Here is a 25,038-nt window from a genome sequence, read left to right as displayed (position 1 = left end):
TCACAGAGACCGCCCGACGTGAACATTGTGGATACCTTCCTTACGGGATTGAGCGCTGCTTTGTCGCCTGAGTCGCGTGAAGAGTTGTCACTGGCCAGCGGCGCCAGTACCCAGCAGATCGCTGCTTTGTCTGCCGCTTACCCCAACTGCCCTTCGAGTCTGCTAGGACTCGTCAGTCGCATAAACGGGACTTACTGGCAGGCCTACGGAGACTCCACCGTAAGCGTACTCATGCTGGGCTCCGACGTGGACGGCGGCGAGTACCCCTACTACCTGCTGTCAATCGAGCAAATGCTCGTCGAAAGTGCATCTGCTCTTGCGGCCGAAAGCATCGCTCAGGTTTATGAAGGGCCAATACTTGCACGGTCTGGATTGCTTGGGTCGCACATTGACCCAAGCGTGCCCATGGGGCGGCGCCTCTGTTTTGCCCACTGCATGAACAATGGCGGCACGTCCATCCTCTATATCGATTTCGATCCGGCGCCCGGGGGCACGGTTGGACAGATCGTTCGCTTTCTCCACGATCCAGACAACTATGCGGTAATCGCCAATAGCTTCGATGCTTATCTGCAGCAATTGATAGAAGGCAACTACCGATACGTGCTGGATCTGGAGTAGAAGATTTGCGCAGTGCTCCTGCCATTCGTTTGCGTCTTAAACGGCTTCAGCTCTTGCAGAATCGGTCCCCACGGTACGCTTCGAGACTGGCGACTGCGTCATACATGCATTCGACGAACGCATTGCGTTCGTGCCACATCACTTCCATGTCCCACAGGCAGAACGAATAGCGCGAGAGATCCTCGACCCAGCCGGAGGCATCCTGCGCGGCCACGGCGATGAACATCTCGTTGTCGTTGCCCCACCATCCCAGCACCAGGTAGCGCGCCTTGGCCGCTTCATGGCAAATGGCGAAGGCCGGCGTGGTCGACCACGCGATGGAGCGCGCGCGTTTCATGGCCGCCAGGCGCGGCAGGTAGGGCGCGATATCCACGGCCTTGTCGCTGGCCGAAATCGTATAGACCTTGATGCCGTCGGCATCGGTGTCGGCGGGCAGGCTGACGATGGGGCGCGGACGATACATGGCATTCCTTCCCTTCAACGCGATCGAAAGAACGGCGGCTGCGGCAGCGCATCATCGCATTCGATTGCGCCGGGGTGCATCCATCGATCTAATGGCGCGGCAGCTCCTGCGAGGGCTCGCCCATCCAGTCCAGCGGCCGCTTCCGGGCCGCTTTCATATCGAATCGCTGTTCCCCTGTCCGTCCATCGTGAAGGAGCAAGGCATGGAGCGTTCGTACCGATCATCAGGCGCCGTGCTGGCCAGCGGCGATGCATTGAACTCGTTCGGCGCGGCGTCCCTGACGCCCACGCGCCTGTCGCAGTCGTTCCTCGCGCTGAGCATGATCGCGCTCGGCGTGCTTGGCCTGATCTACGGCGACGTCGCGCTGGTCTGGCAGCATCTGCCCATCCAGCACATGCCGGGCGCGCGGCCCATCGCCTATGCGTTCGCGCTGATCGAGCTCGCCACCGGCATCGGCCTGCTGCTGCGAAGCTGGGCGAAGCCGGCATCGACTTTGCTGGTGGTGTTCATGCTGGTGTGGGTGGCGCTGCTCAAGTTGCCCGCCGTGGTGGTGGTCCCGTCGATGGAAGCCACCTGGCTGGGGTTTGGCGAGATCGCGGTGATACTCGCCGGCGCCTGGGTGCTGTTTGCCTTCCAGCTGGGCGACCGTGGCGGCCTGCTGCGTTATCTCGCCGGACGCCGCGGCGTGCGCGCGGCGCGCGTGCTGTTTGCGCTGTCACTGCCGATGATCGGGCTGTCGCATTTTGTTTACAGCGAGCAGACCGTGGCACTGGTGCCGGCATGGTTGCCGTATCCGCTGGGCTGGGCCTATGTCACCGGTGCGTGCAGCATCGCGACGTGCCTGGCGGTGCTATTCGGCGCGCTGCCGCAGCTGGCGTCGCGCCTCGAGGCGACGATGCTGGGCATCATCACGGCGATGGTGTGGGCGCCGGCCATCGTGGCGGCACCCGGCGACCGCACCGCGTGGACGGCGCTGGCGATTTCCGCGGCCATCGCGTGCGGTGCCTGGGTGGTAGCCGATTCGTACCGCTCGGTACCTTACGCCGGACGTTCCGCCTGATAGGCGTGCGCGGCATCGAGCACGCGCGCCGAATACACCAGCGCCGCGCCGGCGTTCATGGCTACCGCCACGCCGAGTGCCTCGGCGATTTCCTCCTGCGTGGCGCCCTGCTTGAGCGCTTCGGCGGTGTGCACGGTGATGCAGCCGTCGCAGCGCGTGGTCACCGCCACCGCCAGCGAAATCAACTCACGCGTCTTGGCATCCAGGTGGCCGGTCTTGTTGCCGGCGCTGGACAGCGTCTGGTATCCAGCCACCGTATCGGGGCTCAGCTTGGCGATCTCGCCAATGCGGCCGAGCAGCTGCTTGCGGTATTCAGGCCAGTTCAGCATGGTGCATCTCCAGGGGACACAACACACGCATGCTGCGCTCGCCGCCGCGCCGCGTGAATCGGCCAGCGTGGATACGTCGATGGTTTGGTGCTCAACGGCCCGCGTTTTGCAGGAACAGTGACATCTGTAGCGGTGCGTGCGTGCAGGGCTTGGTAAGACTGACGAGTTCTGGTCGAATCTGACCCACACGCGCACCAGGTGACCGAGGAACGTAGCAATGCATCAACCTGGGTTTGAAGCCGCCTTGTTCGCTTCCATAGGCCTCTCCCCGATCGCGACACTGGTAACCAACCCGCGCTTGCCGGACAACCCGATCGTTTGCGCCAACGCCGCGTTCTGCGCGCTTACCGGCTACGGGGAAAACGACATCCTGGGCCGAAACTGCCGCTTTCTGCAGGGCGCGAACACCGAGCCCGACCAGCGCGCCCTGCTGCGCGAGGCCATCGCCAAAGGCCGCCCTACGCTGACCGTGCTCACCAACTACCGCAAGGACGGCACGCCGTTCCGCAATGCGGTGATGGTGGCGCCGCTGTTCGGCGCCGATGGTGCCATCGAGTATTTCATCGGCTCGCAGATGGACGTGACCGACGCGCCGGACCGGGCGCAGCACCTGCGCATCACGCATGCCTCGACCCTGGTGGCCTCGCTCACGCCCCGGCAGAAGCAGGTGCTGGAATGCATGGCGCGCGGCCTGCGCAACAAGCAGATCGGCGAACAGCTGGGTATCGAGGAGAAGACCGTGAAGATGCACCGCGCCAGCCTGCTCAAGCGACTGGGCGCCACTACCAGCGCCGATGCGATCCGCATCGCCATCGAAGCGCGCGCCCCGACCTGACGTGGCTGTCGTTTTTTGGCCGTGCCTGCCCCAAAGGCCATATTGCTCCATGAGCGATGCGAGCGTTAGAAACGCCTTGGGGAATCTCGGCTCCCGCACATCCGTTTTGCGGGCGGCATGGCCGCCTGCAATGACAGCGTGCGACATTTTCCACCGATCCGTCGTTGCGCCAGTCCTGCGCAGCAACGAAGGTGGCGTATCCGATCAAGCAGAACGGAGTCGTGCAGCGTCATGTGGCGGGAACTCGAAGGCTCGACCGATCGTCTCTCGCCTCAGGAAGGCACCATAGAAGCTCGCGCACGTTTTCTCGCCGACGATTCGTTCCCTTCACAGGCCATCGATCTGCTGCGTTCGGCGGGCGCCCGGGTTTGGACGTCCGCCGACCACGGACTGGCAGGCGAGACGCATCAGGCCCATGCAAGCTACGCTCGCGAGCACCAGCTGTCGCTGCTCAGCTGCAAGCCCGAGCTGCTCGACCTGCAGGGCTTTCCGCCTTCGTGCAACCCGCCGATTTTCGTTTTCCATTTCGACGGCGGTTCGCTGAACGACATGCGGCGCGCGCTGCGTTGTCTTGCCCCTGTGTTGGGCAGCGATCGGTTCGGCGCAGGCTGCCGCGTAGAGGCAAACGCCAGCGGCTGGACCGAGTACCACCCACGCGGCGACGGCACGCGCCTCCGTCACAAGCATCGCCTGTGGCACGGCAAGGTGCAGGAGTGGATTGGCGAGTCGTGCGGATTAGCAGGCGCAGGCTAGGGTTTCATCGCTGGCGCGCGGGCCAGTGCCCAGACATCCACGCGTTGCACGCCCGCCCGCTTGAGGGTGCGGGCGCATTCGGCCAGCGTGGCGCCGGTGGTCATGACATCGTCGAGCAAGGCCACATGCGCCGGCCAGGCCATGTGATCAGGGACGGCGAAGGCGCCTCGCATATTGCGTCGACGCGCCAGGGCGCCGAGTTCGGTCTGCGCTGCCGTGCTGCGCACGCGCTTCAACGCATCGGCGCGAAGCGAGATGTCCAGGCAACGGGCCAGGGGCTTAGCCAGCTCCAGCGCCTGGTTGTACCCGCGGCTGCGCAGGCGCCCCACGTGGAGCGGCACCGGCAGTATCCACGTCGGCATCTGCGGCGGTCGCGGCTCATGCAGCCATAGCGAGGAGAGCACGCGGCCGGCGGCCAGATCCGCGCCGAACTTGAAGCGCGATTCCAGCCGATCCAGCGGCCAGACGTAGTGAAACGGCACCCACGCCGCGTCCCAGGGCGGTGCTCGCCGCTGGCATTGGCCGCACAACGCCGCTGGTTCCGGCAAGGGCAGCGCACAGCGCGCGCAGCAGGCGCGATTGCGCGGCAGTTCGGCGGCGCAATGGCCGCAAAGGTCCAGGCCGTCGTCGCCGGCGGCACCGCACAGCAGGCACCGGTAGGGCAACACGAAGCGTTGCAGGGCCCCGATCACGGGGCGGCAGAGTGACAGCGCATCCATGCGCGCGGGCGATCAGCCCTTGGGCTTGAACATGGCCGCGTCGAGGATCGACCACAGGTGGATGATCCAGCCCAGCCAGACGATCCACAGGATGGCCGCCAGCACGAACATCACCACCGCGATCCAGAAGCGCCCTTGCACCAGCTGCCCCAGGCCGGGGATGAAGAAACTGCAGATGGCTGCGAGCACATTGCCCGTGCTGCCTTGTCCCGCGCTCATGCCAACGACTCCCATTCGGTGGATGACCCGATGGTAGCGGCAGCCATACGTTCGCGCATCGTCAACCCGACAAAATAATCTCAAGTTGACAAGAAGGGACGCGCTGCCACACTTGTGGCCATCCCCAACCCCAGAGCTGTCGCCATGGCCCAACCCATCCGCCACGACTGGACGCGCGCCGAAGTCGCCGCGCTGTTCGCGCTGCCGTTCAACGAGCTGCTGCATCGCGCCCATTCGGTGCATCGCGAACACCACGACCCGAACGCGGTGCAGGTATCCACCCTGCTCTCGATCAAGACCGGTGGCTGCCCGGAAGACTGCGCCTATTGCCCGCAGGCCGCGCGCTACGACACCGGCGTGCAGGCGCAGAAACTGATGAGCGTGGACGCCGTGCTGGAACGCGCCAAGGCCGCCAAGAACGCCGGCGCCAGCCGCTTCTGCATGGGCGCCGCCTGGCGCAGCCCGAAGGATCGCGACGTGGAAAAGGTCGCCGAGATCGTGCGTGCGGTGAAGGGCCTGGGGCTGGAAACCTGCGCCACGCTGGGCATGCTCAACGGCGAGCAGGCCACCAAGCTCAAGCAGGCGGGCCTGGACTACTACAACCACAACCTGGACACCGCGCCGGAGTTCTACGGCGAGATCATCCACACGCGCCAGTACCAGGATCGCCTGGACACCCTGGAACACGTACGCGAAGCGGGCCTGAAGACCTGCTGCGGCGGCATCGTGGGCATGGGCGAAACGCGCGACCAGCGCGCCGGCCTGCTGCAGACGTTGGCCAACCTGCCCGAACATCCGGAGTCTGTGCCGATCAACCAGCTGGTGCAGGTGGAAGGCACGCCGCTCAGCGGTACCGAGGCCATCGATCCGTTCGACTTCGTGCGCACCATCGCGGTGGCTCGCATCATGATGCCGGCCTCCATGGTCCGCCTCTCCGCCGGCCGCCAGCAGATGGACGACGCCGTGCAGGCGCTGTGCTTCTTCGCCGGCGCCAACTCCATCTTCTACGGCGAGAAGCTGCTCACCACCGGCAACCCGGATGTGGAACACGACCGCGCGCTGTTCAAGCGGCTGAACCTGCATCCGATGGAAGTGGTGGAAGAAGCCAACACCGTGCATGCCGACATCCTGGAAACCGATGCAGGCAGTTGCGGCCACGGCTGCGGTTGCAGCGCAGCGGCCTGATCGACGGTGACGCATCGCCCGTCATTCCTGCCAATGCGGGATTGACGGGCGACGCAACCATGGCATGCCGCATGACTCGCCCCTCACTCACCGAGCGACTCGCCGCGAACAGCGCGGAACGTGCACGCGCCGGCTTGTTGCGGCGATTGCGCACCATCGAGCATGCCGATGGTGCGTGGGTGCGCAGTGGCGGCCGTCGCCTGCTCTCGTTCTGCAGCAACGACTATCTCGGCCTTGCGCAGCATCCGTCGCTCGTCGACGCGCTCAAGCGCGCCGCCGATGACGATGGCGTCGGCAGTGGTTCGGCGCATCTCATCTGCGGCCATCGCGCCGCACACGCTGCCCTGGAAGAAGCGCTTGCCGAATGGACCGGGCGCGAGCGCGCACTGCTGTTTTCCACCGGCTACATGGCCAACCTCGGCGTGATGCAGGCCTTGTTGAATCGCGACGACGTCTGCGTGCAGGACAAGCTCAATCACGCCTGCCTGCTCGACGGCGCGCAACTCGCCGGCTGCGAATTGAAACGCTATCCGCATGCCGACGTGGAAGGCGCCGCACGTCAGTTGCGCGCGCGTCCCGATGCCGCCGCGCTGCTCGCCACCGATGGCGTGTTCAGCATGGACGGCGACATTGCACCACTCGGCGAACTGGCCGCGCTGTGCCAACGCGAAAGCGCGACCTTCATGGTCGACGATGCGCATGGCCTTGGTGTGTTGGGCGCGCAAGGCGAAGGCAGCGTCAGCGCCGCCGGCCTTTTGCAGGACGACGTGCCCGTGTTGATGGCCACGCTGGGCAAGGCACTGGGATGCAGCGGCGCCTTCGTCGCCGGTTCCGCCGCGTTGATCGACGGCCTGGTGCAATCGGCACGTACCTATATCTACACCACGGCCATGCCGCCCGCGCTCGCCGCCGCCACGCTGGCGGCCGTGCGGCTGGCGCAATCGGAAGCCTGGCGGCGCGAGAAACTGCAGGCGTTGATCGCTCGCTTCCGCACCGGTGCCGCCCAGCTCGGCCTGCCGCTGATGCCCTCGCCCACCGCCATCCAGCCGCTGCTGCTGGGCGATGCCCAGGCTGCGCTGGCGGCGTCCCAGGCGCTCGAACAGCAGGGCTTCCTGGTCACCGCCATTCGCCCGCCCACCGTGCCGCAAGGCAAGGCGCGCCTGCGCATCACGCTGTCGGCGGCCCATGAAGAAAGCGACGTGGATCGGTTGCTGGAGGCGCTGTCCGGGCTCCGCGCGGGCGGCCCCGTATAATGGCGGCCTTGCCGTACCCCTCCCCGCTTATGTCCATCATCAATCTTTCCGCCTATCGCTTCGTGAGCCTGCACGACTTGCCGGCGCTTCGCGAACGCATTCGCGAGCGCTGCGAGGCGCTGGCGCTCAAGGGCACCATCCTGCTGGCGCCCGAGGGCATCAACCTGTTCCTCGCCGGCCCGCGCGGGCCCATCGATGCGTTCATGGACTGGTTGCGCACTGACCCGCGTTTTGCGGGGCTGGAGCCGAAGGAATCGATCTCCGACGACGTGCCGTTCGGCCGCATGCGCGTGCGCCTGAAGAAAGAGATCATCACCATGCGCATGCCCACCATCCGCCCCGAAGGCGGGCGTGCGCCGTCGGTGGCGCCAGCGACGCTGCAACGCTGGCTTGCGCAAGGCCACGACGACGACGGCCGCGACGTGGTGCTGCTGGACACGCGCAACGACTACGAAACCGACGTGGGCCTGTTCGATAACGCGGTGGACTATCGCATCGCCAGCTTCACCGAATTTCCCTCCGCGCTCGCCGCCGATCGCGCGCGCTACGAGAACAAGACGGTGGTGTCCTATTGCACCGGCGGCATCCGCTGCGAAAAGGCTGTGTTGCACATGCAGGACATCGGCATGGACCACGTGTTCCAGCTCGAAGGCGGCATCCTCAAATACTTCGAGGAAACCGACGGCGCGCATTGGCGCGGTGAGTGCTTCGTGTTCGACGAGCGCGGCGCGGTGGACAAGGATCTCGCTCCCGCACCGCTTCTTCCCGCGGGGGAGCAGGCTCGGTGAGCCTCCATATCGAAACCCACGGTCACGGCGAGATCCCCGTGGTGATCCTGCACGGCTGGGCCATGCACGGCGGCATGATGGAACCGCTGTGCGAGGCGCTGGCCGATCGCTGCACGCTGCACGTGGTCGATCTTCCCGGCCACGGCTACTCGCGCGACAGCACGCTACCGCTGGAACCTTCCGCCTGCGCCGAAGCCATTGCGCGCATGACGCCGCCAGCCGTGTGGGTCGGTTGGTCGCTGGGCGGATTGATTGCGATGACCGCCGCGCTGGAACATCCGCAACACGCGCGCGCACTCGGCGTCATCGATGGCACGCCGAAGTTTTCGCGCGGCGACGACTGGCCGCATGGCAGCGATCCGAAACTGGTGCGCCAGCTCGCCACCGATCTGGAAACCGATTACCACGGCACGCTGGAACGCTTCATTGCGCTGGAAGCGATGGGCAGCCGCGATCCGATGGCTGAAGTGCGCCACCTGCGCAGCCTTATTTTCCAGCGCGGCGAACCCAACCTGCGCGTGCTGCAGGAGGGCATCCGCATTCTGGAAACCACGGATCGCCGCGCCGATCTCGCGAACCTTTCCGTGCCCAGTGCGTGGATTGCCGGCCACCGCGACCGCATCGTGCCGCCGCCCGCCATGGCGTGGTCGGCCGAGCAGGCGCACGGCGGCTACGTGGAAATTGCGCACGCGGGCCACGCCCCTTTCTTCGGCTATGCGGGCGACGTCGCCAACGCACTGGCGCCGCTGCTGGACAGCTTCCGATGACCGACTCGCATTTCGACCGCCAACAGGTGCGCCGCAATTTCGGCCGCGCCGCCAACACCTATGAACAGCACGACGCCTTGCAGCGCGAAGTGCAGACGCTGCTGCTCGATCGCCTCGGCTTCTATCTGGAAACACCCGAGCGCGTGATCGACGTTGGCGCTGGCACCGGCCGTGGCACGGCGCTGCTGCGCAAGCGTTATCCGAAGGCGCAGGTGATCGCGATGGATCTGGCGCTTCCGATGCTGCGCGCCGCGAAGAAACACAGCAGCTGGCTGAAGCCGTTCCAGCGCGTCTGCGCCGAAGCCACCGCACTGCCGCTGCCTGATCACAGCGTGGACGTGCTGCACTCCAACCTGTGCTTCCAGTGGATTGACGACCTGCCGGCGCTGTTCGGCGAATGCGTGCGCGTGCTCAAGCCCGGTGGCTTGCTGACGTTCTCCACTTTCGGTCCCGATACGCTGAAGGAATTGCGCGCCGCCTGGGCTGAAGCGGACCAGCAACCGCACGTGAGCCGCTTCCTCGACATGCACGATCTCGGTGATGCGATGATCAGCGCGGGCCTGCGCGATCCCGTGCTCGACGTGGACCGCTACACGCTGACCTACAGCGAGCCGCGCCTGCTGCTCAAGGAACTGCAGGGCCTGGGCGCGACCAATGCCGATCGCGAACGCGAGCGCCACCTGCTCGGCAAGCGCCACTACCAGCGCATGCTGGCCGCCTACGAAACCATGCGCGTGGATGGCCGCATTCCCGCCACCTGGGAAGTGGTCACCGCGCATGCGTGGGGGCCGCCACCGGGACAATCGCGCCGCATGGCGGGCGGCGGCGAAATGGCGAGCTTCTCCATCGACAGCTTGCGCGGTTCGCGCCGGCGCTGAACGTCGTGCGTGTCAACGACACGCACGACGGCTTCCCTGCATCAAAGGATCAGCGTGCACTTCTCGACCGCGGCGCGTCCCTTCGTTTCGTCCACCTGATGCAGCGCGGAACGGGCGGCGAACATGCCCATCTTGATTTCCTGCCACACGAAATAGGTCTTGCCGGCCTGCACATCCAGCGTCAGCGTCGAATCGGCTTCGGCCTTGGAGACGATCGTGTGCGATCCTGGCGCAAGCTCCTTGCGCAGATAGGTCTTCGCCGCCGTATCGCCCACCGACTGGCCGTCGATCAGCAACGGCATCTTGATGGCAGCGCCCAGCGTCTCGTCACGGTAGACATAGACCACCGCCTTGTCGGTCGATGGCGTGAACTGCTTGGCCATGGCGTCGTCGTTCTTGCTCGCCATCGGAACGCTCGCACAACCGGACAGCACCAGCATGGCGATGAGCGACATCGCCGTCGCAAACTTCCTGATCATGTTTTCCCCTGTTTATTGGCTTGATCGGCTAGCGGCATCCGCGCGCTTCGGCAGTCCTGCCATGAAGTACGCTGCTCCCCCGAGCGCATGCCTGTCGCCTTCGTCGATCGACGAAGGCGGCGGGATACTCGCATGGCGCACAAAATTGCCGCAATGATCCGAACGGCCGAGGCGCCTCTCGAAATTTCTTGCGGTGAACGAGGCGACGATTCAAGCCTTGTAGCGGAAGCAACTCACCACGTGGTCGTTGACCATGCCCGTCGCCTGCATGAAGGCGTAGCAGATAGTGGTGCCCACGAAGCGGAAGCCGCGCTTCTTCAAATCCTTGCTCATGCGGTCGGACAGCGGCGTGCTGGCGGGCACGTCGCCCTGCCCGGTCCACTTGTTGCGTATGGGTTTGCCGTCGACGAACGACCACAGGTAGCGATCGAGACTGCCGAATTCGTCGATGACTTTCAGCGCCGCGATGGCGTTGTCGCGCGCGGCGTACACCTTGAGCCGGTTACGCACGATGCCGGGATCGAGCAGCGCCTTCTCCAGCTCGCGTTCCTTCATCGCGGCGACGCGCTTGATGTCGAAGTCGTGGAAGATGCGGCGGTAGTGTTCGCGCTTGAGCAGGATGGTGCGCCACGACAGGCCTGCCTGCGCACCTTCCAGGCACAGGAATTCGAACAGCGCCTGGTCATCGTGCAGCGGCGTGCCCCACTCGGTGTCGTGGTACGCCTGCATGTCTTCGCTATTGCCCCAGGGGCAACGCTGCTTGGTTTTTGTGGCCATGTTCAATCCGCGGCTTCGTCACCGCGTCCTTTGCGAAAACCGATGATGGCGCCAGCCGACGCGGCGAGTACCGCGAGCCATGGCCAGGGAGAAAGCCGCAACCACGGCAGCCAGAATAGACCGAGCAGCAGCTCGATAGCCGCAATGGCGAACAACCAGCCATACGCTGCCCAGCGCATCAGAAGACAGATACTTGCCGTCAACAGCAGCAACGCACCGACGACGACAGGGGCCGCGTGGAGCACGGATGCTTCACCAATCTGCACACGTTGCAGGAGGACGGGAAAGCACAGCATCAGCCCGAGAAAAGCCACGATGCCGAAGCAAGCGACGACCAGGTTCCTTGTCCGCAGTGCTTTCATATCGATCCCTGTAAGCTCGCGAGAGAACACGACGCTATCCCACCCCTGCGCGCCGGACAAGGGCATCACGCCGCGCGCTCGCCACGTGCCGAACACCATGACGTCAACCACATCTTCACGCAGCGCGCTGTTCGCCCTGCTCGCCACCATCCTGATCTGGGCGTACAGCTGGATCGTGATGAAGCAGGTGCTGCAACACGCGGGCCCGTTCGACTTCTCGGCCATACGCTATTCGCTGGGTGCGCTCGTGCTGTTTGGCGCGCTGGCGGTGAGCCGACAGTCGCTGCGGCCGCCGCCGCTGCTGCCTACCATCGCCATCGGCCTATGCCAGACCACGGCCTTCCAGGGACTGGGTCAGCTCGCGCTGAAATCCGGTGGCGCCGGACGCGTGGCTCTGCTGGCGTACACGATGCCGTTCTGGTCGGTGCTGCTGGCGTGGGTGATCCTCGACGACCGGCTGACCCGTCGCCACTGGCTGGGCCTGGGGCTGGCGGCTATCGGCCTCACCTGCATCATCGAACCCTGGCACGGTCTGGGCAGCCCGGAAAGCACGGTGCTCGCCGTGTGTGCGGGCCTGGCCTGGGCCATGGGCACGGTATTGAGCAAGCGCGTCTTCATTCGCCACAAGCCAACGCCGCTCAACCTCACCGCGTGGCAGATGCTGTTCGGCGCGCTCGCCCTGATCGTCGTCGCGCTGTGCGTGCCGCAGCGACCGATCGAGTGGACGTGGGATTTCATCGCCGGCCTGGCCTACAGCGTGATCATGGCCTCGAGCATTGCATGGGGTTTGTGGCTGATCGTGCTGCAACGCCTGCCAACCGCCATCGCCAGCGTCGCCAGCCTGGGCGTGCCCATCGTGAGCGTGCTGCTGGCGTGGGCGATCCTGCACGAACAACCCAGCCACATGGAAATCGTGGGCATCGTATTCATCCTGCTCGGGTTGGTCGCCGTGAGCGGCATCAGCCTACGCAACCTGCGCGCCGCGCGCGGTTAATATGCGCGGTTTGCATCGACCAGGAGACCACCCATGAACGTCAAGGACAGCAACGGCGCCGTACTCGCCGACGGCGACTCGGTACAAGTCATCAAGGACCTCAAGGTGAAAGGCTCCTCGCAGACGCTCAAGCGCGGCACCGTGTTCAAGTCGATCCGCGTGGACGAAGACAACCCAGAAGAAGTCGAATGCCGCGACGGACGCTCGACACTGGTGCTCAAGACCTGTTTCATCAAGAAGGTTTGAGAGCCAAGGCGCGGCGAGAATGAACCCGCCGCCTCCGCTTTAAGTCCTCTCCGCCTAGGCGCGTTGCGGTGTAGCCGTACCGTCGATTAGAGAGATCGTGACGGTGGGGCTTCGAACGCTGCAAGGCTCGTATCTAACAGAACGCTATGAGCCTATTGCTCTGAAGGCCATGTTCTTTGGGTTACTTTCGAAGCGAAGCTAGTCCCCGTGGGATCTTTTGGGCCAGTAAAAGAAAAGTGACTCGAGCGGCGGCAGCCGATCGAAACGCCCGCTGCGTAAGCGGCCAGGTCGCAGGAGCGCTTCATAAGCGCGGCAGCGACGTTGCCGCCACAACCAAGAGCAAAGTCACTGGATTCCTGCTTTCGCAAGAATGACGGGCGAAAACCGCTACATCGAAATACCGAGCTAACGCATCACCAAGGCAACAACTCGATATCCACATTCCCCCCACTAAGAATCAACCCCACCCTCTTCCCGCGGAACACCTCCGGCCGCTTCAACACCGCCGCCAACACCGTCGCACTCGACGTCTCCACCACCACCTTCAATTCGTTCCACAGCAACTTCATCGCAGCGACCACTTCCGCGTCGCTCACTGTCGTCACTTCCACGCGATGCATCTGCAGCGCGTCGAAATTCGTTTCACCGATGAGCGTGCGCAGGCCGTCGCAGATCGTGTCCGGCACGAACGGCCCCACGCGCGCGCCCGCCGCCAGCGAACGCGCGGCATCGTCGGCGCCTATCGGCTCGGCGCCATGGATGCGCAACTGCGGCGCTACGCCGTGAGCCGCGATGGAGGTACCGGCGATGAGCCCGCCGCCGCCGATGGGCGTGATGACGATGTCCACGCCGCCACTTTGTTCCAGCAGTTCCAGCACCGCCGTACCTTGCCCGGCCATCACGCGCGTATCGGAGAACGGATGTACCAGTTCCGCGCCCGTGGCGCGCTGCACTTCCTCGGCCTTGGCTTCGCGCGCAGCCTGCGTGGCTTCGCAACGATGCAGGATGGCGCCGGCGCGCTCGATCGCCTGCAGCTTGGTGCGCACCGCGCCATCGGGCACGACCACGTGGGCGGGAATGCCACGCGTGGCGGCAGCCATGGCCAGCGCGTTGCCGTGGTTGCCGGAGGAATGCGTCACCACGCCGCGCGCGGCCTGCTCATCGTCCATCGACCACACCGCGTTGCAGGCGCCGCGGAATTTGAAGGCACCGCCGCGTTGCAGGTTCTCGCACTTGAAGTAGAGCTCGGCACCGGTCAGCGCATTCAATACGGCGCTACGCAACACCGGCGTCACCACCGCATACGGCGCGATGCGCGCGGCGGCTTCCTGCACTTGGGCAAAGGTGGGCAGCGCGGCACGATTCAACGACGTACTCATGGACTTTCGATCTCCACGCCACAGGCAAAACGGCGTTCGGCGCCGGGTTCAAGACGGATGGCATCCGCGCAATCGGGGCGATTGAACGCATCGGCCCAGCTCTCCATCGGTTCCAGCGCCACCGAACGGCGGACGTCGCGGGTCACTGTGTCTGCCGTGAAGGCAAGCATCACGCCGGAAGGCTGCCACACGGCGATGCCCAGGCCGCTTTCCGGGTCGCGCAGGCGCGTGCGTGCACGGCCATCGGTATCGCAGCGCAGATCGGCGAATGCGTGGTTGAGTTCGCGCGGCCCGATCGCCTGCGGCTGGCGAAAATCCAGTTCCGGCGCCTGCGCCAGCGGCGCGCGCGCGCCGTCGCCGGCGATGGGAATGAATGCCTCATCGGTGCGCACGATACTGTCCGCGGGAATCTGCAATTCCCAACCGTCGATGGGCGAATCGGAAAGGCGGAAATACGGATGCCATCCGAAGAAGCAGGGCGCAGCGCGCTCGCCCACGTTGCGCATCGCCGCCTCCAATGTGAGTCCGCCCGCATCGAGCGTGAAGCTCACCGTCAGGTCGATGGCGAAGGGATAGCCGGGGTGAACCCCGGGGCGAATCGCCCGCGTGGCGAACGTGGCGCGCGCGTTTTGCGCGTCGGCGGCGAGGTCGGCAATGTCGAAATCCACGCCACGCACGAAGCCGTGGCGGGCCGCGCGCGACGCGCCCTCGATGCCCGGTTGCAGGTCGTGCGGTTCGCCATCGAATACGTAGCGTGCGTCGTCAATGCGGTTGGCGAACGGCACCATGATGGCGAAGCGGGAACTGGGGCGGGTATCGAGCTCGCCCGCGTCGCGGTAGCCGTCGGCAATGTCCCGCACACCTTGCCGCGAAGGCACCTCGAAGCTCAGCAACGTGGCGCCGCGTCGCGCGATGCGCACGCGCCGACCTCTCGCCGTGTCGGTCAGCACCACGATGCCGTGCTCGCCCACCTGCCCGCGTTCCGCAAGAAACTCCGCCATTGCCTTGTCCTGCCGGGAAAGGCCCGCATGTTAGCCTGACTCATCCCCCGCTTCCGCAGTTCCGGCCCCATGAGCAACCGCAACGACACCGCTTCCTCCCTGATCCGGCTCAGCGACTATCGCGCACCGGCTTGGCGCGTGGGGAAGATCGAGCTGGCCTTCGACCTGGGCATCGATGCCACGGAGGTCACCTCGCGCCTGCACCTGCAGCGCGATCCAACGCAGGAAGAATCACTGCGATTGGATGGCGAAGGCCTGGAACTGCTGTCGATTTCGCTCGACGGCCACGCGCTGTCCGACGACGCCTGGCGTTACGCGGACAACGTACTGGAAGTGGATGGCGCGCGTGACGGCAGCGTGTTGGAGACGCGGGTACGCGTGCAGCCGGCCGCCAATACCGCGCTGGAAGGCTTGTATCTGTCCGGCTCGCGCGAGGCGGGTTTCCTGTTGACGCAGTGCGAGGCCGAAGGTTTCCGCCACATCACCTTCTTCCCCGATCGCCCGGACGTGCTGACGAGCTACACGGTGACGCTGCGCGCCGATCGCGAACGCTTTCCCGTGCTGCTGGCCGGCGGCAATCCCGACGGCAGCGGCGAACTGGAAGGCGGCCGTCACTGGGCGCGCTTCGTTGATCCGCACCCCAAGCCCAGTTATCTCTTTGCGCTGGTGGCGGGACGCCTGCAGAAGATCACGCACGACTACACCACCCACAGCGGTCGCAAGGTGCAGCTGCTGATCTGGGCCGAGCCCGATGCCATCGGGCAGTGCGGTTATGCGATGGATGCGCTGGTGCGCTCCATGCGCTGGGACGAGGACACCTACGGCCGCGAGTACGACCTCGACGTGTTCCACGTGGTCGCCACGCACGACTTCAACATGGGCGCGATGGAGAACAAGGGTCTCAACATCTTCAACGCGAAATACCTGCTGGCCGATCCCGATTCCAGCACCGACGATGAGTACCGCGCCGTCGAAGCCGTGGTAGCGCACGAGTATTTCCACAACTGGAGCGGCAACCGCGTGACCTGCCGCGACTGGTTTCAGTTGTCGCTCAAGGAAGGCCTCACCGTGTTCCGCGAGCAGCAGTTCTCGGCGGACATGAATTCCGCGCCGCTCAAGCGCATCGAAGATGTCGCCTTGCTGCGTCGCGCGCAGTTTCCGGAAGACGCCGGCCCGCTCGCACATCCGGTGCGTCCGGCGCAGTACAGCGAGATCAACAACTTCTACACTGCCACCGTCTACGAGAAAGGCTCGGAACTGGTGCGCATGGTGGCGGGCCATCTCGGGCGCGAGGGTTTCCGCCGCGGCATGGACCTGTACTTCTCGCGCAACGACGGTCGCGCGGCCACGCTGGAGGATTTCCTTGGCGCGCTCGGAGAGGCGAACCATATCGACCTGATGCCGTATCTCGCGTGGTACGCGCAGGCCGGCACGCCACGCCTGACTGCACGCGGCCACTACGACGCCGCGCATCGTAGTTTTACGCTCACGCTCTCGCAGCACACGCCACCCACGCCCCACCAGCCGACCAAGCAACCGCTGCCGATTCCGGTGAAGCTGGCGCTGTTCGATCGCGAAGGCCGCATGATGCCCTTGCACGTGGCGGGTGATGGCGCCGAAGCCTCGGGCGGCACCGAGCGCGTGATCGTGCTCGATCGCGCCGAGCAGTCGTTCGTGTTCCAGCAGGTGGCGTCCGCGCCGGTGCCTTCGCTGCTGCGTGGCTTTTCCGCGCCGGTGATCCTCGAATGCGACTACTCGCCCGAGGAGCTGGCCTTGCTGCTGCGTCACGACGTGGACGGCTTCAATCGCTGGGAAGCGGGTCAACAGTTGGCCGCGCGCGCTTTCGACAATCTGCGCGACGGCAACGCCACGCAGGCACTCGATGCGTGGTGCGATGCGCTGGCTGCGCTTTTCGGCGCAACCGCTATCGACGATGCGCTGCTTGCCGACCTGCTCACCCCGCCGAGCGAGATCGAACTGGCCGAACGCGAGCGCGTGGTCGATCCCTCGCACGTGCATGCACTGCGCCTGAAATTGCAGGAGCATCTGGCCCTGCGCATCGGTCGCGAAACCCTGCAGCAGCGCTACGACGCGCTGGCCGAGCACACCAGCGCGCAACTGGACGCGCTGAGCCAGGCGCATCGCCGCCTGAAGCGTCGCGTGCTGGATCTGATGGCCTCGATCGATCCCTGGCACGCGCACACACTCGCCACGCTGCAATACGACAACGCACCGAGCATGACCGATCGCCTCGCGGCGCTTGCGGTATTGGTTCGCGGCAACGCGGCACAGGCGCATGCGGCCTTGCTGCATTTCCGCGAGCGCTACGCCGACAACCCGCTGGCGATGGACAAGTGGTTCTCGGTGCAGACGCAGCTGCCGGCCGACGCGGTGATCGAACGCGTGCAATCGCTGGAGCAGGATGCGGCCTTCACGCTGAAGAATCCCAACCGCGTCAATGCGCTGTTCGGTGCGTGGGCGCGCGGCAATCCCGATGGTTTCCATCGCCCTGATGGCACCGGCTATCAACTGCTCGCCACGCGGCTGCAGCAACTCGACGCGCTCAATCCGCAGGTGGCCGCGCGACTGGCCACGGCGTTCAATGGCTGGCAGCGGCTGGAACCCACGCGGCACGCCGCGGCGCGCGCCGCCATCGATGCGCTCGCGGCGCAGACGCAACTCTCGCGCAATCTCGGCGAGATCGTGCGCAGCATGCAGCACGGCTGAGGCAGCCGCGCAAAGAAAGACACCCGAGTGCGTCCCGTCCTTGGACGGGGCACCCGGGCGTAATGTCGCTTATTCGAGAGGATGAAACCTGGTGAAGCAGGTCTTGCCGGCTCGCGGGCGATGAACCCCCTTCGCCCGTTGCTGCCGATCGCCCGTGACGGGGCGATTAGATGGCCAGACGCGCCAGTTCGTCGCGCAGTCGGCTCATTCGCGAGAGCAGGCGCGGGCGCAGGGCCTGGCGTTCGTTCTCGCTGCGTTCTTCCAGATAGTCCATGGCCATCTCGACACGGCCAAGTTCGATCAACAGATCGTGGTGCTGATAAACCGGTTGGAAATCGAAACTGAATTCCATGACCTGAGTCCCCCAAACCAATCGCCTTTTCCGGCACGGGAGACGAAGCAACGGGCGTGCCAGCAACGTGATGTCCATCACATTCATTTTGGCGATGGATCACGGAATGACGCTGTGCGTCACGAGGTGCCGAGACTCGGCACAAACGGGCGTTTTAGTCACTTCACGTTCACGCGTCAGGGGTAAATATCCAACCCAGACGCGCAGTGCAGTACTGCTGCCAGAACATATTTTCGGTTTCTGGCGCCCGGCAACACGGTCATCCTGGATTCCCCCTGTTCCTGAGACCGCCGGGCGCCAGATCTTATACAGAGCGCTTGAAGGCTCTTCAAAGCTCAGAAAAAGGCGAAGGCGCCCCGAGGGGCGCCTTCTTGCTTCCTCTCCCCGGCACGCGATCGAACCCCTGTCGTTCGACCTCGGCGCGCGTTGACCGCGCAGCTTCTGCCCGTGGAAAGTGCGAGGAAGTAGAAGCAGGAAGCATGCCAACAGCTGGAATGCCTCTGCGGGGTTACCATAAGCGTCCAACTTGGTCCAAATCTGCGCTTCCGGGGCAGTTTCCTATGTTTCACCCTGTTTCCTACGACGTCATCGTGGTCGGTGGCGGCCATGCCGGTACTGAAGCTGCGCTCGCCGCGGCGCGCACCGGCGCGCGCACGCTGCTGCTGAGCCACAACATCGAAACGATTGGCCAGATGAGCTGCAACCCGGCCATCGGCGGCATCGGCAAAGGTCACCTGGTCAAGGAAATCGATGCACTCGGCGGTGCCATGGCGCATGCGGCCGACCTCGCCGGCATCCAGTGGCGCACGCTCAATGCGTCCAAGGGACCGGCCGTGCGCGCCACGCGCTGCCAGGCCGACCGTGCGCTCTACAAGGCCGCGATCCGGCGGATGGTGGAGACCCAGCCGAATCTGGAACTGTTCCAGCAGGCGGTGGACGACCTGATCCTGGAAGGCGGCCGCGTCACCGGCGTGGTGACGCAGATGGGCCTGTCGTTCCACGCCCGCACGGTGGTGCTGACGGCGGGTACGTTCCTCGCCGGCAAGATTCACATTGGCCCCGCGCAGTACGCCGGCGGCCGCGCCGGCGACCCGCCGGCCAGCACGTTGGCCCAGAAACTGCGCGAACTGCCGGTGGCGGCCGAGCGCCTGAAGACGGGCACGCCGCCGCGCATCGACTTGCGCAGCATCGACTTCACCGGACTGGAAGAGCAGCCCGGCGATGATCCGGCGCCGGTATTCTCGTACCTGGGTTCACGCGACGAGCATCCGCGCCAGGTCAGTTGCTGGATCACGCACACCAGCGAGCACACGCACGAACTCATTCGCGGCTCGCTGGATCGCTCGCCGCTTTACAGCGGCCAGATCGAAGGCGTGGGCCCGCGCTACTGCCCGTCCATCGAAGACAAGGTGGTGCGATTCGCCGAGAAATCCTCGCATCAGATCTTCATCGAGCCGGAAGGCCTGGACACGTTCGAGGTGTATCCGAACGGGATTTCCACCTCGCTGCCGTACGACGTGCAGCTGGCACTCGTGCATTCGATCAAGGGTTTCGAGAAGGCGCACATCACGCGTCCCGGTTACGCCATCGAGTACGACTACTTCGATCCGCGCGGGCTGCATCCGTGGCTGGAGACCAAGGGCATCCCGGGCCTGTATTTCGCGGGCCAGATCAACGGCACCACCGGCTACGAAGAGGCCGGCGCGCAAGGCCTGATCGCGGGCCTCAATGCTGCCCTGGCGGTGAAGGGCGAGGCGCCGTGGTATCCGCGTCGCGACGAAGCCTATGTCGGCGTGCTGATCGACGATCTCACCAGCAACGGCACCATCGAGCCGTATCGCATGTTCACCTCGCGCGCGGAATATCGCCTGCACCTGCGCGAGGACAACGCGGATCTGCGTCTCACCGAAACCGGCCATCGCCTCGGCGTGGTGCCGCAAGCGCGCTACGACGCCTTGCGTGCAAAGCGCGACGCGGTGGAACGCGAGACGCAGCGCCTCGGCGCCATCTGGGCTGCACCGGCCAACGCACTGGGCGCCAGCGTGATGCAGAAGCTCGGCATCACGCTGAGCCGTGAGACGAATGTGCTTGATCTGCTGCGTCGTCCCGAACTCGATTACGCCACGCTGACCTCGGTCGATGGCATCGGCCCTGCCGTGGACAACGCCAGCGTGGCCGAGCAAGTGGAAGTGCAGACCAAGTACGCCGGCTATCTCGAACGGCAGCGCGAAGAGATCGAGCGCCAGCGTCGCCACGAGCAGACCACCATTCCCAGCGGCTTCGACTACGACAAGGTGCGCGGCCTGTCGGCCGAAGTGCTGCTCAAGCTCAAGCGCGCATTGCCCGAAACCGTGGGCCAGGCCGCGCGCATCAGTGGCGTCACGCCCGCGGCCATTTCGTTGCTGCTGGTGCATCTGAAGCGTCGCGACGCGGCCTGATCCTACCTGTCGTCCGCCCCCAAGACATCGCGCCCGCATGGCATCATGCGGGCCTGACGGTTGATCTCGGAGCACACCATGGAAGTTTGGATCGGGCGGGACGGCGAGCGGCATGGCCCCTACAAGGAAGCAGAGGTGCGCCAGTGGCTGCAGAGCGGCCAGCTCAGCCCGAACGATCTGGGCTGGTACGAAGGCATGACGGATTGGGCGCCGCTGTCCTCGCTCTTCCCGGACGAAACGCGCGCCGAACCACCAGCCTTTTCGCCCGCACCGCCGGTGCCGCCGTCTTATACCGCAGCTCCCATGGCAGCGCGTGGCGATGCCGTGGCGGCGCTGGATGATTACGCCGGCTTCTGGAAGCGCTTCGCTGCGTACATTCTCGATGCGCTGGTGCTGTACATCCCCAACACCATCCTGAGCGGCTTGCTCGGCGCGACCAAGGCCGCCGAGACGTACATGCAGGCGAAGGCCGCCGCCGGTGATGACGTGAACCTCGCGCTGCAGGCGCTGGACAGCTACATGCACGCGCTGTGGCCCGCACTCATTGCACAGACCATCCTTGCGTGGCTGTATTTCGGCCTGTGCGAGAGTTCGGCGTGGCAAGGCACCGTGGGCAAGCTCGCACTGGGCATTCGCGTCACCGACATGGATGGCAAGCGCATCAGCTTCATGCGCGCCACCGGCCGCTATTTCGGCAAGATCGTGAGCGCCTTCATCCTGTGCATCGGTTTCCTGATGGTGGCGTGGACGCAGCGCAAGCAAGGCCTTCACGACCTGCTCGCGCAAACGCTGGTGCTCAATGGCCGTGCCAAGGATGTCGCGACGAACGCGCGTCGCGCCGATCAGAGCAACGACAACAGCTCATTCAACGCCTGATACGCCGAACATTGGTCGTAGGGGCTTTCTCATCATGAGACGTGCCGCCGTGAAAACACGGGGGCACTGACGCGATGGGGACGCCACGTTCACGCACGCATTGCATCTGATCAGCCGTTAGACCACATCGTCCACAGCTCGGACATCAAAAGACAAATGGATGTCGATTCATCCATCGCGATGTCTCGCTCGCGTACCGGCGCGTTATGACCAATGGCGGATGCGCGTATTCGCGCAAGAAGCGCATGCTTGTCGTACAGGGGGCCGTGCACCAGGCAAGACCATGGCCCAGTCACATCCTGATTGCGGCTGGATTTACCAGTGCGACGATATCGTCGTCGAGCCGCGCGCACACCGCCTCGAACGGGCGGGAAAGCCGATTTCCGTCGAGCCCAAGGCGTATGCGGTGCTGGTAGTCCTGTTGCAGCAAGCCGGAGAAGTGGTCGGCAAGGACACCTTGCTCGATGCCGCGTGGGGTCATCGACATGTCACGCCCGGTGTACTCACGCGCGTGATCTCGCAGCTGCGTCACGCGCTCGGCGATTGCGCAACGCGGCCTCGCTATATCGCCACCGTGCACAGCCTTGGCTATCGGTTCATCGCTGACGTGCATCGCATGCCGTCGGCGTCGTTACCCATGATCGAGCCGCTGCCATATGTCGCCAGCAACGATGAGCTGGCTGCCGAACAGCATGAGCGCGCGCCCATGCCGGCGCCTCCGTCGTCGCCGCCCTCGAGGCATTGGCTCGCCGCCGCCATCACGCTCGCGGTGCTCGTGGCCGTGCTTGCCGCCGTAAGCCTGTGGCATACGCCCGCCGATGCCGGCCGCGAGCCGCGCATGACGCCACAGCCGGCGCTGGCCGTGATGCCGGTGGCGCGCGAGCAGGAAGACGTGCGGCCGGCTCATCCGCACCAGCGGCCACACAATCGTCGCGTGGCGACGGAGTACCCCGGCGATCACGACGACGCCCCCGCCGAGCTGCGTGCCGCGGGCTTTCTGACGCTACGCCCCGACCAGTTGCCTGCGGCGAACCGGTAAGCGCGCCTCGACTTGCTATGATCGAGGGTCCGGCGGACCCTTCGCGTTCCGTCGTCTTGTCGATCGCTAAGGAATCGTTTCAGCCTCATGCTCAGCATTGAACAACGCATTGCCCAGGACATCGCCGCCAAACCGGACCAGGTCCACGCCGCGGTGGAATTGCTCGACGGCGGCGCCACCGTGCCGTTCATCGCTCGCTATCGCAAGGAAGCCACCGGCGGCCTCGACGACACGCAGCTGCGCTTGCTGGAAGAACGCCTGCGCTACCTGCGAGAACTGGAAGAACGTCGCAGCGCGATCCTCGCCAGCGTCGAGGAACAGGGCAAGCTCAGCGATGCGCTGAAGAACGACATCCTCTCCGCCGACACCAAGGCGCGCCTGGAAGACTTGTACCTGCCGTACAAGCCCAAGCGTCGCACCAAGGCGCAGATTGCGCGCGAAGCGGGCCTCGAACCGCTGGCCATCGGCCTGCGCGAAGACCCCACGAAGTCGCCCGAAGCCTTCGCCGAAGCGTTCGTCGACGCCGAAAAAGGCGTGGCCGACGTGCGCGCCGCGCTCGATGGTGCCCGCGCGATTCTGATGGAAAGCATCGCCGAAGACGCCGGCCTGCTCGGCGAGCTGCGCGATTGGCTATGGGACAAGGGCCAGATTCGCGCGAAAGTGGTTGCCGGCAAAGAAAACGAAGGCGCGAAATTCCGCGACTACTTCGACCACGTGGAACCGATCGGCAAGATTCCTTCGCATCGCCTGCTCGCGCTGATGCGCGCGCGCAACGAGGGCATCATCGAACTGGAACTCGCGCCAGCGCTCGACATGGAACAAGGCCATCTCGAAGGCGAAGGCCGCGTGGCCGCGCACGCCGACATTCGCGATCGCGGTCGCGCCGCCGATGCATGGCTGCGTGAAACCGTGCGCCTCACCTGGCGCGTGAAGCTGCATCTGCATCTCACGCTGGATCTGTTCGGCCGCGTGCGCGAAGGCGCGGAAGACGAAGCCATCCGCGTGTTCGGCGACAACCTCAAGGACCTCATGCTCGCCGCACCGGCTGGTGCCAAGAGCGTGATGGGCCTGGACCCGGGCATCCGCACCGGCGTGAAGGTGGCCGTGGTCGATGCCACCGGCAAGCTGCTCGCCACCGACACCGTCTATCCGCACGAACCTCGTCGCCAATGGAACGAATCGCTGGCTGCATTGGCGCGGCTGTGCCAGAAGCACGGCGTGGATCTGATCGCGATCGGCAACGGCACGGCGTCGCGCGAAACCGACAAGCTGGCTGGCGAATTGATCAAGGGTCTGGCCAAGACGCACCCGGACCACAAGCTCTCGAAGATCGTGGTGAGCGAAGCGGGCGCGTCGGTGTACTCGGCGTCGGAAACGGCCGCCAAGGAATTCCCGGATCTCGACGTGAGCCTGCGTGGCGCGGTGTCCATTGCACGTCGCCTGCAGGATCCGCTCGCCGAACTGGTGAAGATCGAACCCAAGGCCATCGGCGTGGGCCAATACCAGCACGACGTGAACCAGGTGAAGCTGGCGCGTGCGCTGGATGCGAAGGTGGAAGACTGCGTGAACGCCGTGGGCGTGGACGTGAACACCGCGTCGGCCGCGTTGCTGTCGCGCGTGGCCGGCCTCTCGCCCAGCGTGGCCGAGAACGTGGTGAAGCATCGCGACGCCAACGGTCCGTTCGCCAACCGCAAGGCACTGCTGAAAGTGCCGCGCCTGGGCGACAAGGCGTTCGAGCAGTGCGCAGGCTTTCTGCGCGTGCCCAACGGCGACAACCCGCTCGATACCAGCGCGGTGCACCCGGAAGCGTATCCGGTGGTCGAGCGCATCATTGCGCAGTGCGGTCGCGAGGTGCGCTCCATCATCGGCGACACCAGCTTCTTGCGCGGCCTCAAGGCGGAGCAGTTCACCGACGAGACGTTCGGCGTGCCGACCGTGCGCGACATCCTCAAGGAGCTGGAGAAGCCCGGCCGCGATCCGCGCCCGGAATTCGTGGCGCCGAGTTTTGCCGAGGGCGTGGAAGACCTGAAGGACCTGCGTCCCGGCATGGTGCTGGAAGGCCGTGTGACGAACGTGGCGGCCTTCGGCGCGTTCGTGGACATCGGCGTGCATCAGGACGGCCTCGTGCACGTCTCGGCGCTTTCGCACACCTTCGTGAAGGATCCGCGTGACGCGGTGAAGGCGGGCGACATCGTCAAGGTGAAGGTGATGGAAGTCGACCTGCCCCGCCAGCGCATCGGCCTGTCCATGCGCCTGGACGATGAACCGGGTCAGCAAGCCCGTGGCGGACGCCCGGCCGGCGGCAACGACGCTCCGCGTGGCGGCCAGCGCGACAACCGCGGCCCGCGTCCGGGTGGCGGCGCGCCGAAGCCCACGCCGGCGCCGTCCAACAGCGCTTTTGCGGACGCCTTCTCCAAGGCGCAGAAGCGCTAATCGCCAAACCTGGTAACCCGCCTCTCGAACCACCGGCCAGCCACGCTGGGCGGCGGCCATGCGAGAGG

26 protein-coding genes are annotated in these 25,038 nt (G+C 65.3%); 16 read left to right on the top strand and 10 right to left on the bottom strand.

The genetic code is table 11. From position 1 onward, the window contains the following. Nucleotides 1–18: 18 nt before the first annotated feature. On the top strand, nucleotides 19–618 hold the full coding sequence (locus tag ABIC75_RS13505; protein WP_354014397.1) for an SMI1/KNR4 family protein: 600 nt from the start codon (nucleotides 19–21) through the stop codon (nucleotides 616–618). A gap of 46 nt (nucleotides 619–664) precedes the next feature. On the opposite strand, the gene ABIC75_RS13500 is transcribed toward ABIC75_RS13505, so the two are convergent. After that, nucleotides 665–1,081: a hypothetical protein gene (locus ABIC75_RS13500; RefSeq protein ID WP_354014396.1), complete on the bottom strand. Its 417-nt coding sequence runs from the start codon at nucleotides 1,079–1,081 to the stop codon at nucleotides 665–667. Between the two features lie 202 nt (nucleotides 1,082–1,283). Here ABIC75_RS13500 and ABIC75_RS13495 point away from each other — a divergent pair, with 202 nt between their 5' ends. Then, on the top strand, nucleotides 1,284–2,141 hold the full coding sequence (locus tag ABIC75_RS13495) for a hypothetical protein (RefSeq protein ID WP_354014395.1): 858 nt from the start codon (nucleotides 1,284–1,286) through the stop codon (nucleotides 2,139–2,141). Here the strand turns inward: ABIC75_RS13495 and ABIC75_RS13490 are convergent. After that, nucleotides 2,120–2,470, bottom strand: a complete 351-nt coding sequence (locus ABIC75_RS13490; protein ID WP_354014394.1) for a carboxymuconolactone decarboxylase family protein — start codon at nucleotides 2,468–2,470, stop codon at nucleotides 2,120–2,122. The genes ABIC75_RS13495 and ABIC75_RS13490 overlap by 22 nt on opposite strands. A gap of 217 nt (nucleotides 2,471–2,687) precedes the next feature. On the opposite strand from ABIC75_RS13490, the gene ABIC75_RS13485 reads away from it, so the two are divergent. Together ABIC75_RS13485 and ABIC75_RS13480 are read left to right on the top strand one after the other, a co-directional pair. Further along, complete coding sequence (locus ABIC75_RS13485) at nucleotides 2,688–3,305, top strand: LuxR C-terminal-related transcriptional regulator (RefSeq protein ID WP_354014393.1); 618 nt, start codon at nucleotides 2,688–2,690, stop codon at nucleotides 3,303–3,305. Nucleotides 3,306–3,536: 231 nt separating this feature from the next. After that, on the top strand, nucleotides 3,537–4,058 hold the full coding sequence (locus ABIC75_RS13480; protein ID WP_354014392.1) for a hypothetical protein: 522 nt from the start codon (nucleotides 3,537–3,539) through the stop codon (nucleotides 4,056–4,058). Here the strand turns inward: ABIC75_RS13480 and ABIC75_RS13475 are convergent. Together ABIC75_RS13475 and ABIC75_RS13470 are read right to left on the bottom strand one after the other, a co-directional pair. Beyond that, nucleotides 4,055–4,777, bottom strand: coding sequence for a ComF family protein (locus ABIC75_RS13475; RefSeq protein ID WP_354014391.1), 723 nt, complete (start codon nucleotides 4,775–4,777; stop codon nucleotides 4,055–4,057). The two genes, ABIC75_RS13480 and ABIC75_RS13475, sit on opposite strands and share 4 nt — an antisense overlap. Before the next feature lie 12 nt (nucleotides 4,778–4,789). Further along, nucleotides 4,790–4,996: a hypothetical protein gene (locus tag ABIC75_RS13470; RefSeq protein ID WP_354014390.1), complete on the bottom strand. Its 207-nt coding sequence runs from the start codon at nucleotides 4,994–4,996 to the stop codon at nucleotides 4,790–4,792. A gap of 144 nt (nucleotides 4,997–5,140) precedes the next feature. Between ABIC75_RS13470 and bioB the strand changes: the two genes are divergently transcribed. The 5 genes from bioB (at nucleotide 5,141) to bioC (ending at nucleotide 9,867) form a co-directional block, all read left to right on the top strand. Next, nucleotides 5,141–6,181 carry a biotin synthase BioB gene (bioB, locus tag ABIC75_RS13465; protein WP_354014389.1) on the top strand — a complete coding sequence of 347 codons (1,041 nt, stop codon included), beginning with the start codon at nucleotides 5,141–5,143 and terminating at the stop codon, nucleotides 6,179–6,181. Nucleotides 6,182–6,252: 71 nt separating this feature from the next. Next, on the top strand, nucleotides 6,253–7,434 hold the full coding sequence (gene bioF, locus ABIC75_RS13460) for an 8-amino-7-oxononanoate synthase (RefSeq protein ID WP_354014388.1): 1,182 nt from the start codon (nucleotides 6,253–6,255) through the stop codon (nucleotides 7,432–7,434). A gap of 29 nt (nucleotides 7,435–7,463) precedes the next feature. Further along, nucleotides 7,464–8,222: a sulfurtransferase gene (locus ABIC75_RS13455; protein ID WP_354014387.1), complete on the top strand. Its 759-nt coding sequence runs from the start codon at nucleotides 7,464–7,466 to the stop codon at nucleotides 8,220–8,222. Further along, complete coding sequence (gene bioH / locus ABIC75_RS13450; protein ID WP_354014386.1) at nucleotides 8,219–8,989, top strand: pimeloyl-ACP methyl ester esterase BioH; 771 nt, start codon at nucleotides 8,219–8,221, stop codon at nucleotides 8,987–8,989. The genes ABIC75_RS13455 and bioH overlap by 4 nt, the downstream gene beginning before the upstream one ends. Next, nucleotides 8,986–9,867: a malonyl-ACP O-methyltransferase BioC gene (bioC, locus tag ABIC75_RS13445; RefSeq protein WP_354014385.1), complete on the top strand. Its 882-nt coding sequence runs from the start codon at nucleotides 8,986–8,988 to the stop codon at nucleotides 9,865–9,867. Before bioH ends, bioC begins: the two co-directional genes overlap by 4 nt. A gap of 41 nt (nucleotides 9,868–9,908) precedes the next feature. On the opposite strand, the gene ABIC75_RS13440 is transcribed toward bioC, so the two are convergent. The 3 genes from ABIC75_RS13440 to ABIC75_RS13430 all read right to left on the bottom strand — a co-directional run bounded on the left by ABIC75_RS13440 (nucleotide 9,909) and on the right by ABIC75_RS13430 (nucleotide 11,584). Further along, nucleotides 9,909–10,346 carry a DUF2846 domain-containing protein gene (locus ABIC75_RS13440; RefSeq protein WP_354014384.1) on the bottom strand — a complete coding sequence of 146 codons (438 nt, stop codon included), beginning with the start codon at nucleotides 10,344–10,346 and terminating at the stop codon, nucleotides 9,909–9,911. A gap of 210 nt (nucleotides 10,347–10,556) precedes the next feature. Continuing rightward, nucleotides 10,557–11,123 carry a DNA-3-methyladenine glycosylase I gene (locus tag ABIC75_RS13435; RefSeq protein WP_354014383.1) on the bottom strand — a complete coding sequence of 189 codons (567 nt, stop codon included), beginning with the start codon at nucleotides 11,121–11,123 and terminating at the stop codon, nucleotides 10,557–10,559. A 2-nt stretch (nucleotides 11,124–11,125) separates the two neighbouring features. After that, nucleotides 11,126–11,584 (bottom strand): hypothetical protein, encoded by a 459-nt coding sequence (locus tag ABIC75_RS13430; protein ID WP_354014382.1) that lies wholly within the window; start codon nucleotides 11,582–11,584, stop codon nucleotides 11,126–11,128. On the opposite strand from ABIC75_RS13430, the gene ABIC75_RS13425 reads away from it, so the two are divergent. Next, entirely contained in the window at nucleotides 11,583–12,479 is an 897-nt protein-coding gene (locus ABIC75_RS13425; RefSeq protein ID WP_354014381.1) for a DMT family transporter, read from the top strand. The genes ABIC75_RS13430 and ABIC75_RS13425 overlap by 2 nt on opposite strands. 33 nt (nucleotides 12,480–12,512) lie before the next feature. Further along, a complete protein-coding gene (locus ABIC75_RS13420; protein WP_354014380.1) occupies nucleotides 12,513–12,725 on the top strand; it encodes an alkylphosphonate utilization protein in 213 nt (70 codons plus the stop codon). 413 nt (nucleotides 12,726–13,138) lie between these two features. Here the strand turns inward: ABIC75_RS13420 and ABIC75_RS13415 are convergent, their stop codons facing one another. Next, nucleotides 13,139–14,104 carry a pyridoxal-phosphate dependent enzyme gene (locus tag ABIC75_RS13415; protein WP_354014379.1) on the bottom strand — a complete coding sequence of 322 codons (966 nt, stop codon included), beginning with the start codon at nucleotides 14,102–14,104 and terminating at the stop codon, nucleotides 13,139–13,141. Then, complete coding sequence (locus tag ABIC75_RS13410) at nucleotides 14,101–15,105, bottom strand: aldose 1-epimerase (RefSeq protein ID WP_354014378.1); 1,005 nt, start codon at nucleotides 15,103–15,105, stop codon at nucleotides 14,101–14,103. The genes ABIC75_RS13415 and ABIC75_RS13410 overlap by 4 nt, the downstream gene beginning before the upstream one ends. 69 nt (nucleotides 15,106–15,174) lie before the next feature. Between ABIC75_RS13410 and pepN the strand changes: the two genes are divergently transcribed. Then, the gene (gene pepN / locus ABIC75_RS13405; RefSeq protein ID WP_354014377.1) at nucleotides 15,175–17,832 is read left to right on the top strand and encodes an aminopeptidase N; all 2,658 of its coding nucleotides are present in this window, start codon (nucleotides 15,175–15,177) and stop codon (nucleotides 17,830–17,832) included. Between the two features lie 166 nt (nucleotides 17,833–17,998). On the opposite strand, the gene ABIC75_RS13400 is transcribed toward pepN, so the two are convergent. Then, nucleotides 17,999–18,184, bottom strand: coding sequence for a hypothetical protein (locus ABIC75_RS13400; protein WP_354014376.1), 186 nt, complete (start codon nucleotides 18,182–18,184; stop codon nucleotides 17,999–18,001). Between the two features lie 560 nt (nucleotides 18,185–18,744). Between ABIC75_RS13400 and mnmG the strand changes: the two genes are divergently transcribed. The 4 genes from mnmG to ABIC75_RS13380 all read left to right on the top strand — a co-directional run bounded on the left by mnmG (nucleotide 18,745) and on the right by ABIC75_RS13380 (nucleotide 24,970). Beyond that, nucleotides 18,745–20,622 carry a tRNA uridine-5-carboxymethylaminomethyl(34) synthesis enzyme MnmG gene (mnmG, locus tag ABIC75_RS13395; protein WP_354014375.1) on the top strand — a complete coding sequence of 626 codons (1,878 nt, stop codon included), beginning with the start codon at nucleotides 18,745–18,747 and terminating at the stop codon, nucleotides 20,620–20,622. 78 nt (nucleotides 20,623–20,700) lie between these two features. Continuing rightward, nucleotides 20,701–21,498: an RDD family protein gene (locus tag ABIC75_RS13390; RefSeq protein ID WP_354014374.1), complete on the top strand. Its 798-nt coding sequence runs from the start codon at nucleotides 20,701–20,703 to the stop codon at nucleotides 21,496–21,498. 283 nt (nucleotides 21,499–21,781) lie between these two features. Further along, the gene (locus tag ABIC75_RS13385) at nucleotides 21,782–22,537 is read left to right on the top strand and encodes a winged helix-turn-helix domain-containing protein (protein ID WP_354014373.1); all 756 of its coding nucleotides are present in this window, start codon (nucleotides 21,782–21,784) and stop codon (nucleotides 22,535–22,537) included. Nucleotides 22,538–22,624: 87 nt separating this feature from the next. After that, a complete protein-coding gene (locus ABIC75_RS13380; RefSeq protein ID WP_354014372.1) occupies nucleotides 22,625–24,970 on the top strand; it encodes a Tex family protein in 2,346 nt (781 codons plus the stop codon). The last annotated feature ends 68 nt before the right edge of the window (nucleotides 24,971–25,038 follow it).

Origin of the sequence: Dyella japonica (assembly GCF_040545895.1) — a bacterium.
Lineage (GTDB): Bacteria > Pseudomonadota > Gammaproteobacteria > Xanthomonadales > Rhodanobacteraceae > Dyella > Dyella japonica_D.
Note: the sequence above shows the minus strand (reverse complement) of the source record. Positions and strands in the feature narration are given on the sequence as shown.

What these genes read in the sequence shown, in the direction of transcription:
- ABIC75_RS13400 (WP_354014376.1), bottom strand. Translation starts at nt 18,184, where the DNA reads ATGGAATTCAGTTTCGATTTCCAACCGGTTTATCAGCACCACGATCTG.
- ABIC75_RS13385 (WP_354014373.1), top strand. Translation starts at nt 21,782, where the DNA reads ATGGCCCAGTCACATCCTGATTGCGGCTGGATTTACCAGTGCGACGAT.
- ABIC75_RS13415 (WP_354014379.1), bottom strand. Translation starts at nt 14,104, where the DNA reads ATGAGTACGTCGTTGAATCGTGCCGCGCTGCCCACCTTTGCCCAAGTG.
- ABIC75_RS13500 (WP_354014396.1), bottom strand. Translation starts at nt 1,081, where the DNA reads ATGTATCGTCCGCGCCCCATCGTCAGCCTGCCCGCCGACACCGATGCC.
- ABIC75_RS13455 (WP_354014387.1), top strand. Translation starts at nt 7,464, where the DNA reads ATGTCCATCATCAATCTTTCCGCCTATCGCTTCGTGAGCCTGCACGAC.
- ABIC75_RS13420 (WP_354014380.1), top strand. Translation starts at nt 12,513, where the DNA reads ATGAACGTCAAGGACAGCAACGGCGCCGTACTCGCCGACGGCGACTCG.
- mnmG (WP_354014375.1), top strand. Translation starts at nt 18,745, where the DNA reads ATGTTTCACCCTGTTTCCTACGACGTCATCGTGGTCGGTGGCGGCCAT.
- bioF (WP_354014388.1), top strand. Translation starts at nt 6,253, where the DNA reads ATGACTCGCCCCTCACTCACCGAGCGACTCGCCGCGAACAGCGCGGAA.
- ABIC75_RS13435 (WP_354014383.1), bottom strand. Translation starts at nt 11,123, where the DNA reads ATGGCCACAAAAACCAAGCAGCGTTGCCCCTGGGGCAATAGCGAAGAC.
- ABIC75_RS13425 (WP_354014381.1), top strand. Translation starts at nt 11,583, where the DNA reads ATGACGTCAACCACATCTTCACGCAGCGCGCTGTTCGCCCTGCTCGCC.
- ABIC75_RS13440 (WP_354014384.1), bottom strand. Translation starts at nt 10,346, where the DNA reads ATGATCAGGAAGTTTGCGACGGCGATGTCGCTCATCGCCATGCTGGTG.
- pepN (WP_354014377.1), top strand. Translation starts at nt 15,175, where the DNA reads ATGAGCAACCGCAACGACACCGCTTCCTCCCTGATCCGGCTCAGCGAC.
- ABIC75_RS13380 (WP_354014372.1), top strand. Translation starts at nt 22,625, where the DNA reads ATGCTCAGCATTGAACAACGCATTGCCCAGGACATCGCCGCCAAACCG.
- ABIC75_RS13485 (WP_354014393.1), top strand. Translation starts at nt 2,688, where the DNA reads ATGCATCAACCTGGGTTTGAAGCCGCCTTGTTCGCTTCCATAGGCCTC.
- ABIC75_RS13430 (WP_354014382.1), bottom strand. Translation starts at nt 11,584, where the DNA reads ATGGTGTTCGGCACGTGGCGAGCGCGCGGCGTGATGCCCTTGTCCGGC.
- ABIC75_RS13390 (WP_354014374.1), top strand. Translation starts at nt 20,701, where the DNA reads ATGGAAGTTTGGATCGGGCGGGACGGCGAGCGGCATGGCCCCTACAAG.
- ABIC75_RS13410 (WP_354014378.1), bottom strand. Translation starts at nt 15,105, where the DNA reads ATGGCGGAGTTTCTTGCGGAACGCGGGCAGGTGGGCGAGCACGGCATC.
- bioC (WP_354014385.1), top strand. Translation starts at nt 8,986, where the DNA reads ATGACCGACTCGCATTTCGACCGCCAACAGGTGCGCCGCAATTTCGGC.
- ABIC75_RS13490 (WP_354014394.1), bottom strand. Translation starts at nt 2,470, where the DNA reads ATGCTGAACTGGCCTGAATACCGCAAGCAGCTGCTCGGCCGCATTGGC.
- ABIC75_RS13475 (WP_354014391.1), bottom strand. Translation starts at nt 4,777, where the DNA reads ATGGATGCGCTGTCACTCTGCCGCCCCGTGATCGGGGCCCTGCAACGC.
- ABIC75_RS13480 (WP_354014392.1), top strand. Translation starts at nt 3,537, where the DNA reads ATGTGGCGGGAACTCGAAGGCTCGACCGATCGTCTCTCGCCTCAGGAA.
- bioB (WP_354014389.1), top strand. Translation starts at nt 5,141, where the DNA reads ATGGCCCAACCCATCCGCCACGACTGGACGCGCGCCGAAGTCGCCGCG.
- ABIC75_RS13495 (WP_354014395.1), top strand. Translation starts at nt 1,284, where the DNA reads ATGGAGCGTTCGTACCGATCATCAGGCGCCGTGCTGGCCAGCGGCGAT.
- ABIC75_RS13470 (WP_354014390.1), bottom strand. Translation starts at nt 4,996, where the DNA reads ATGAGCGCGGGACAAGGCAGCACGGGCAATGTGCTCGCAGCCATCTGC.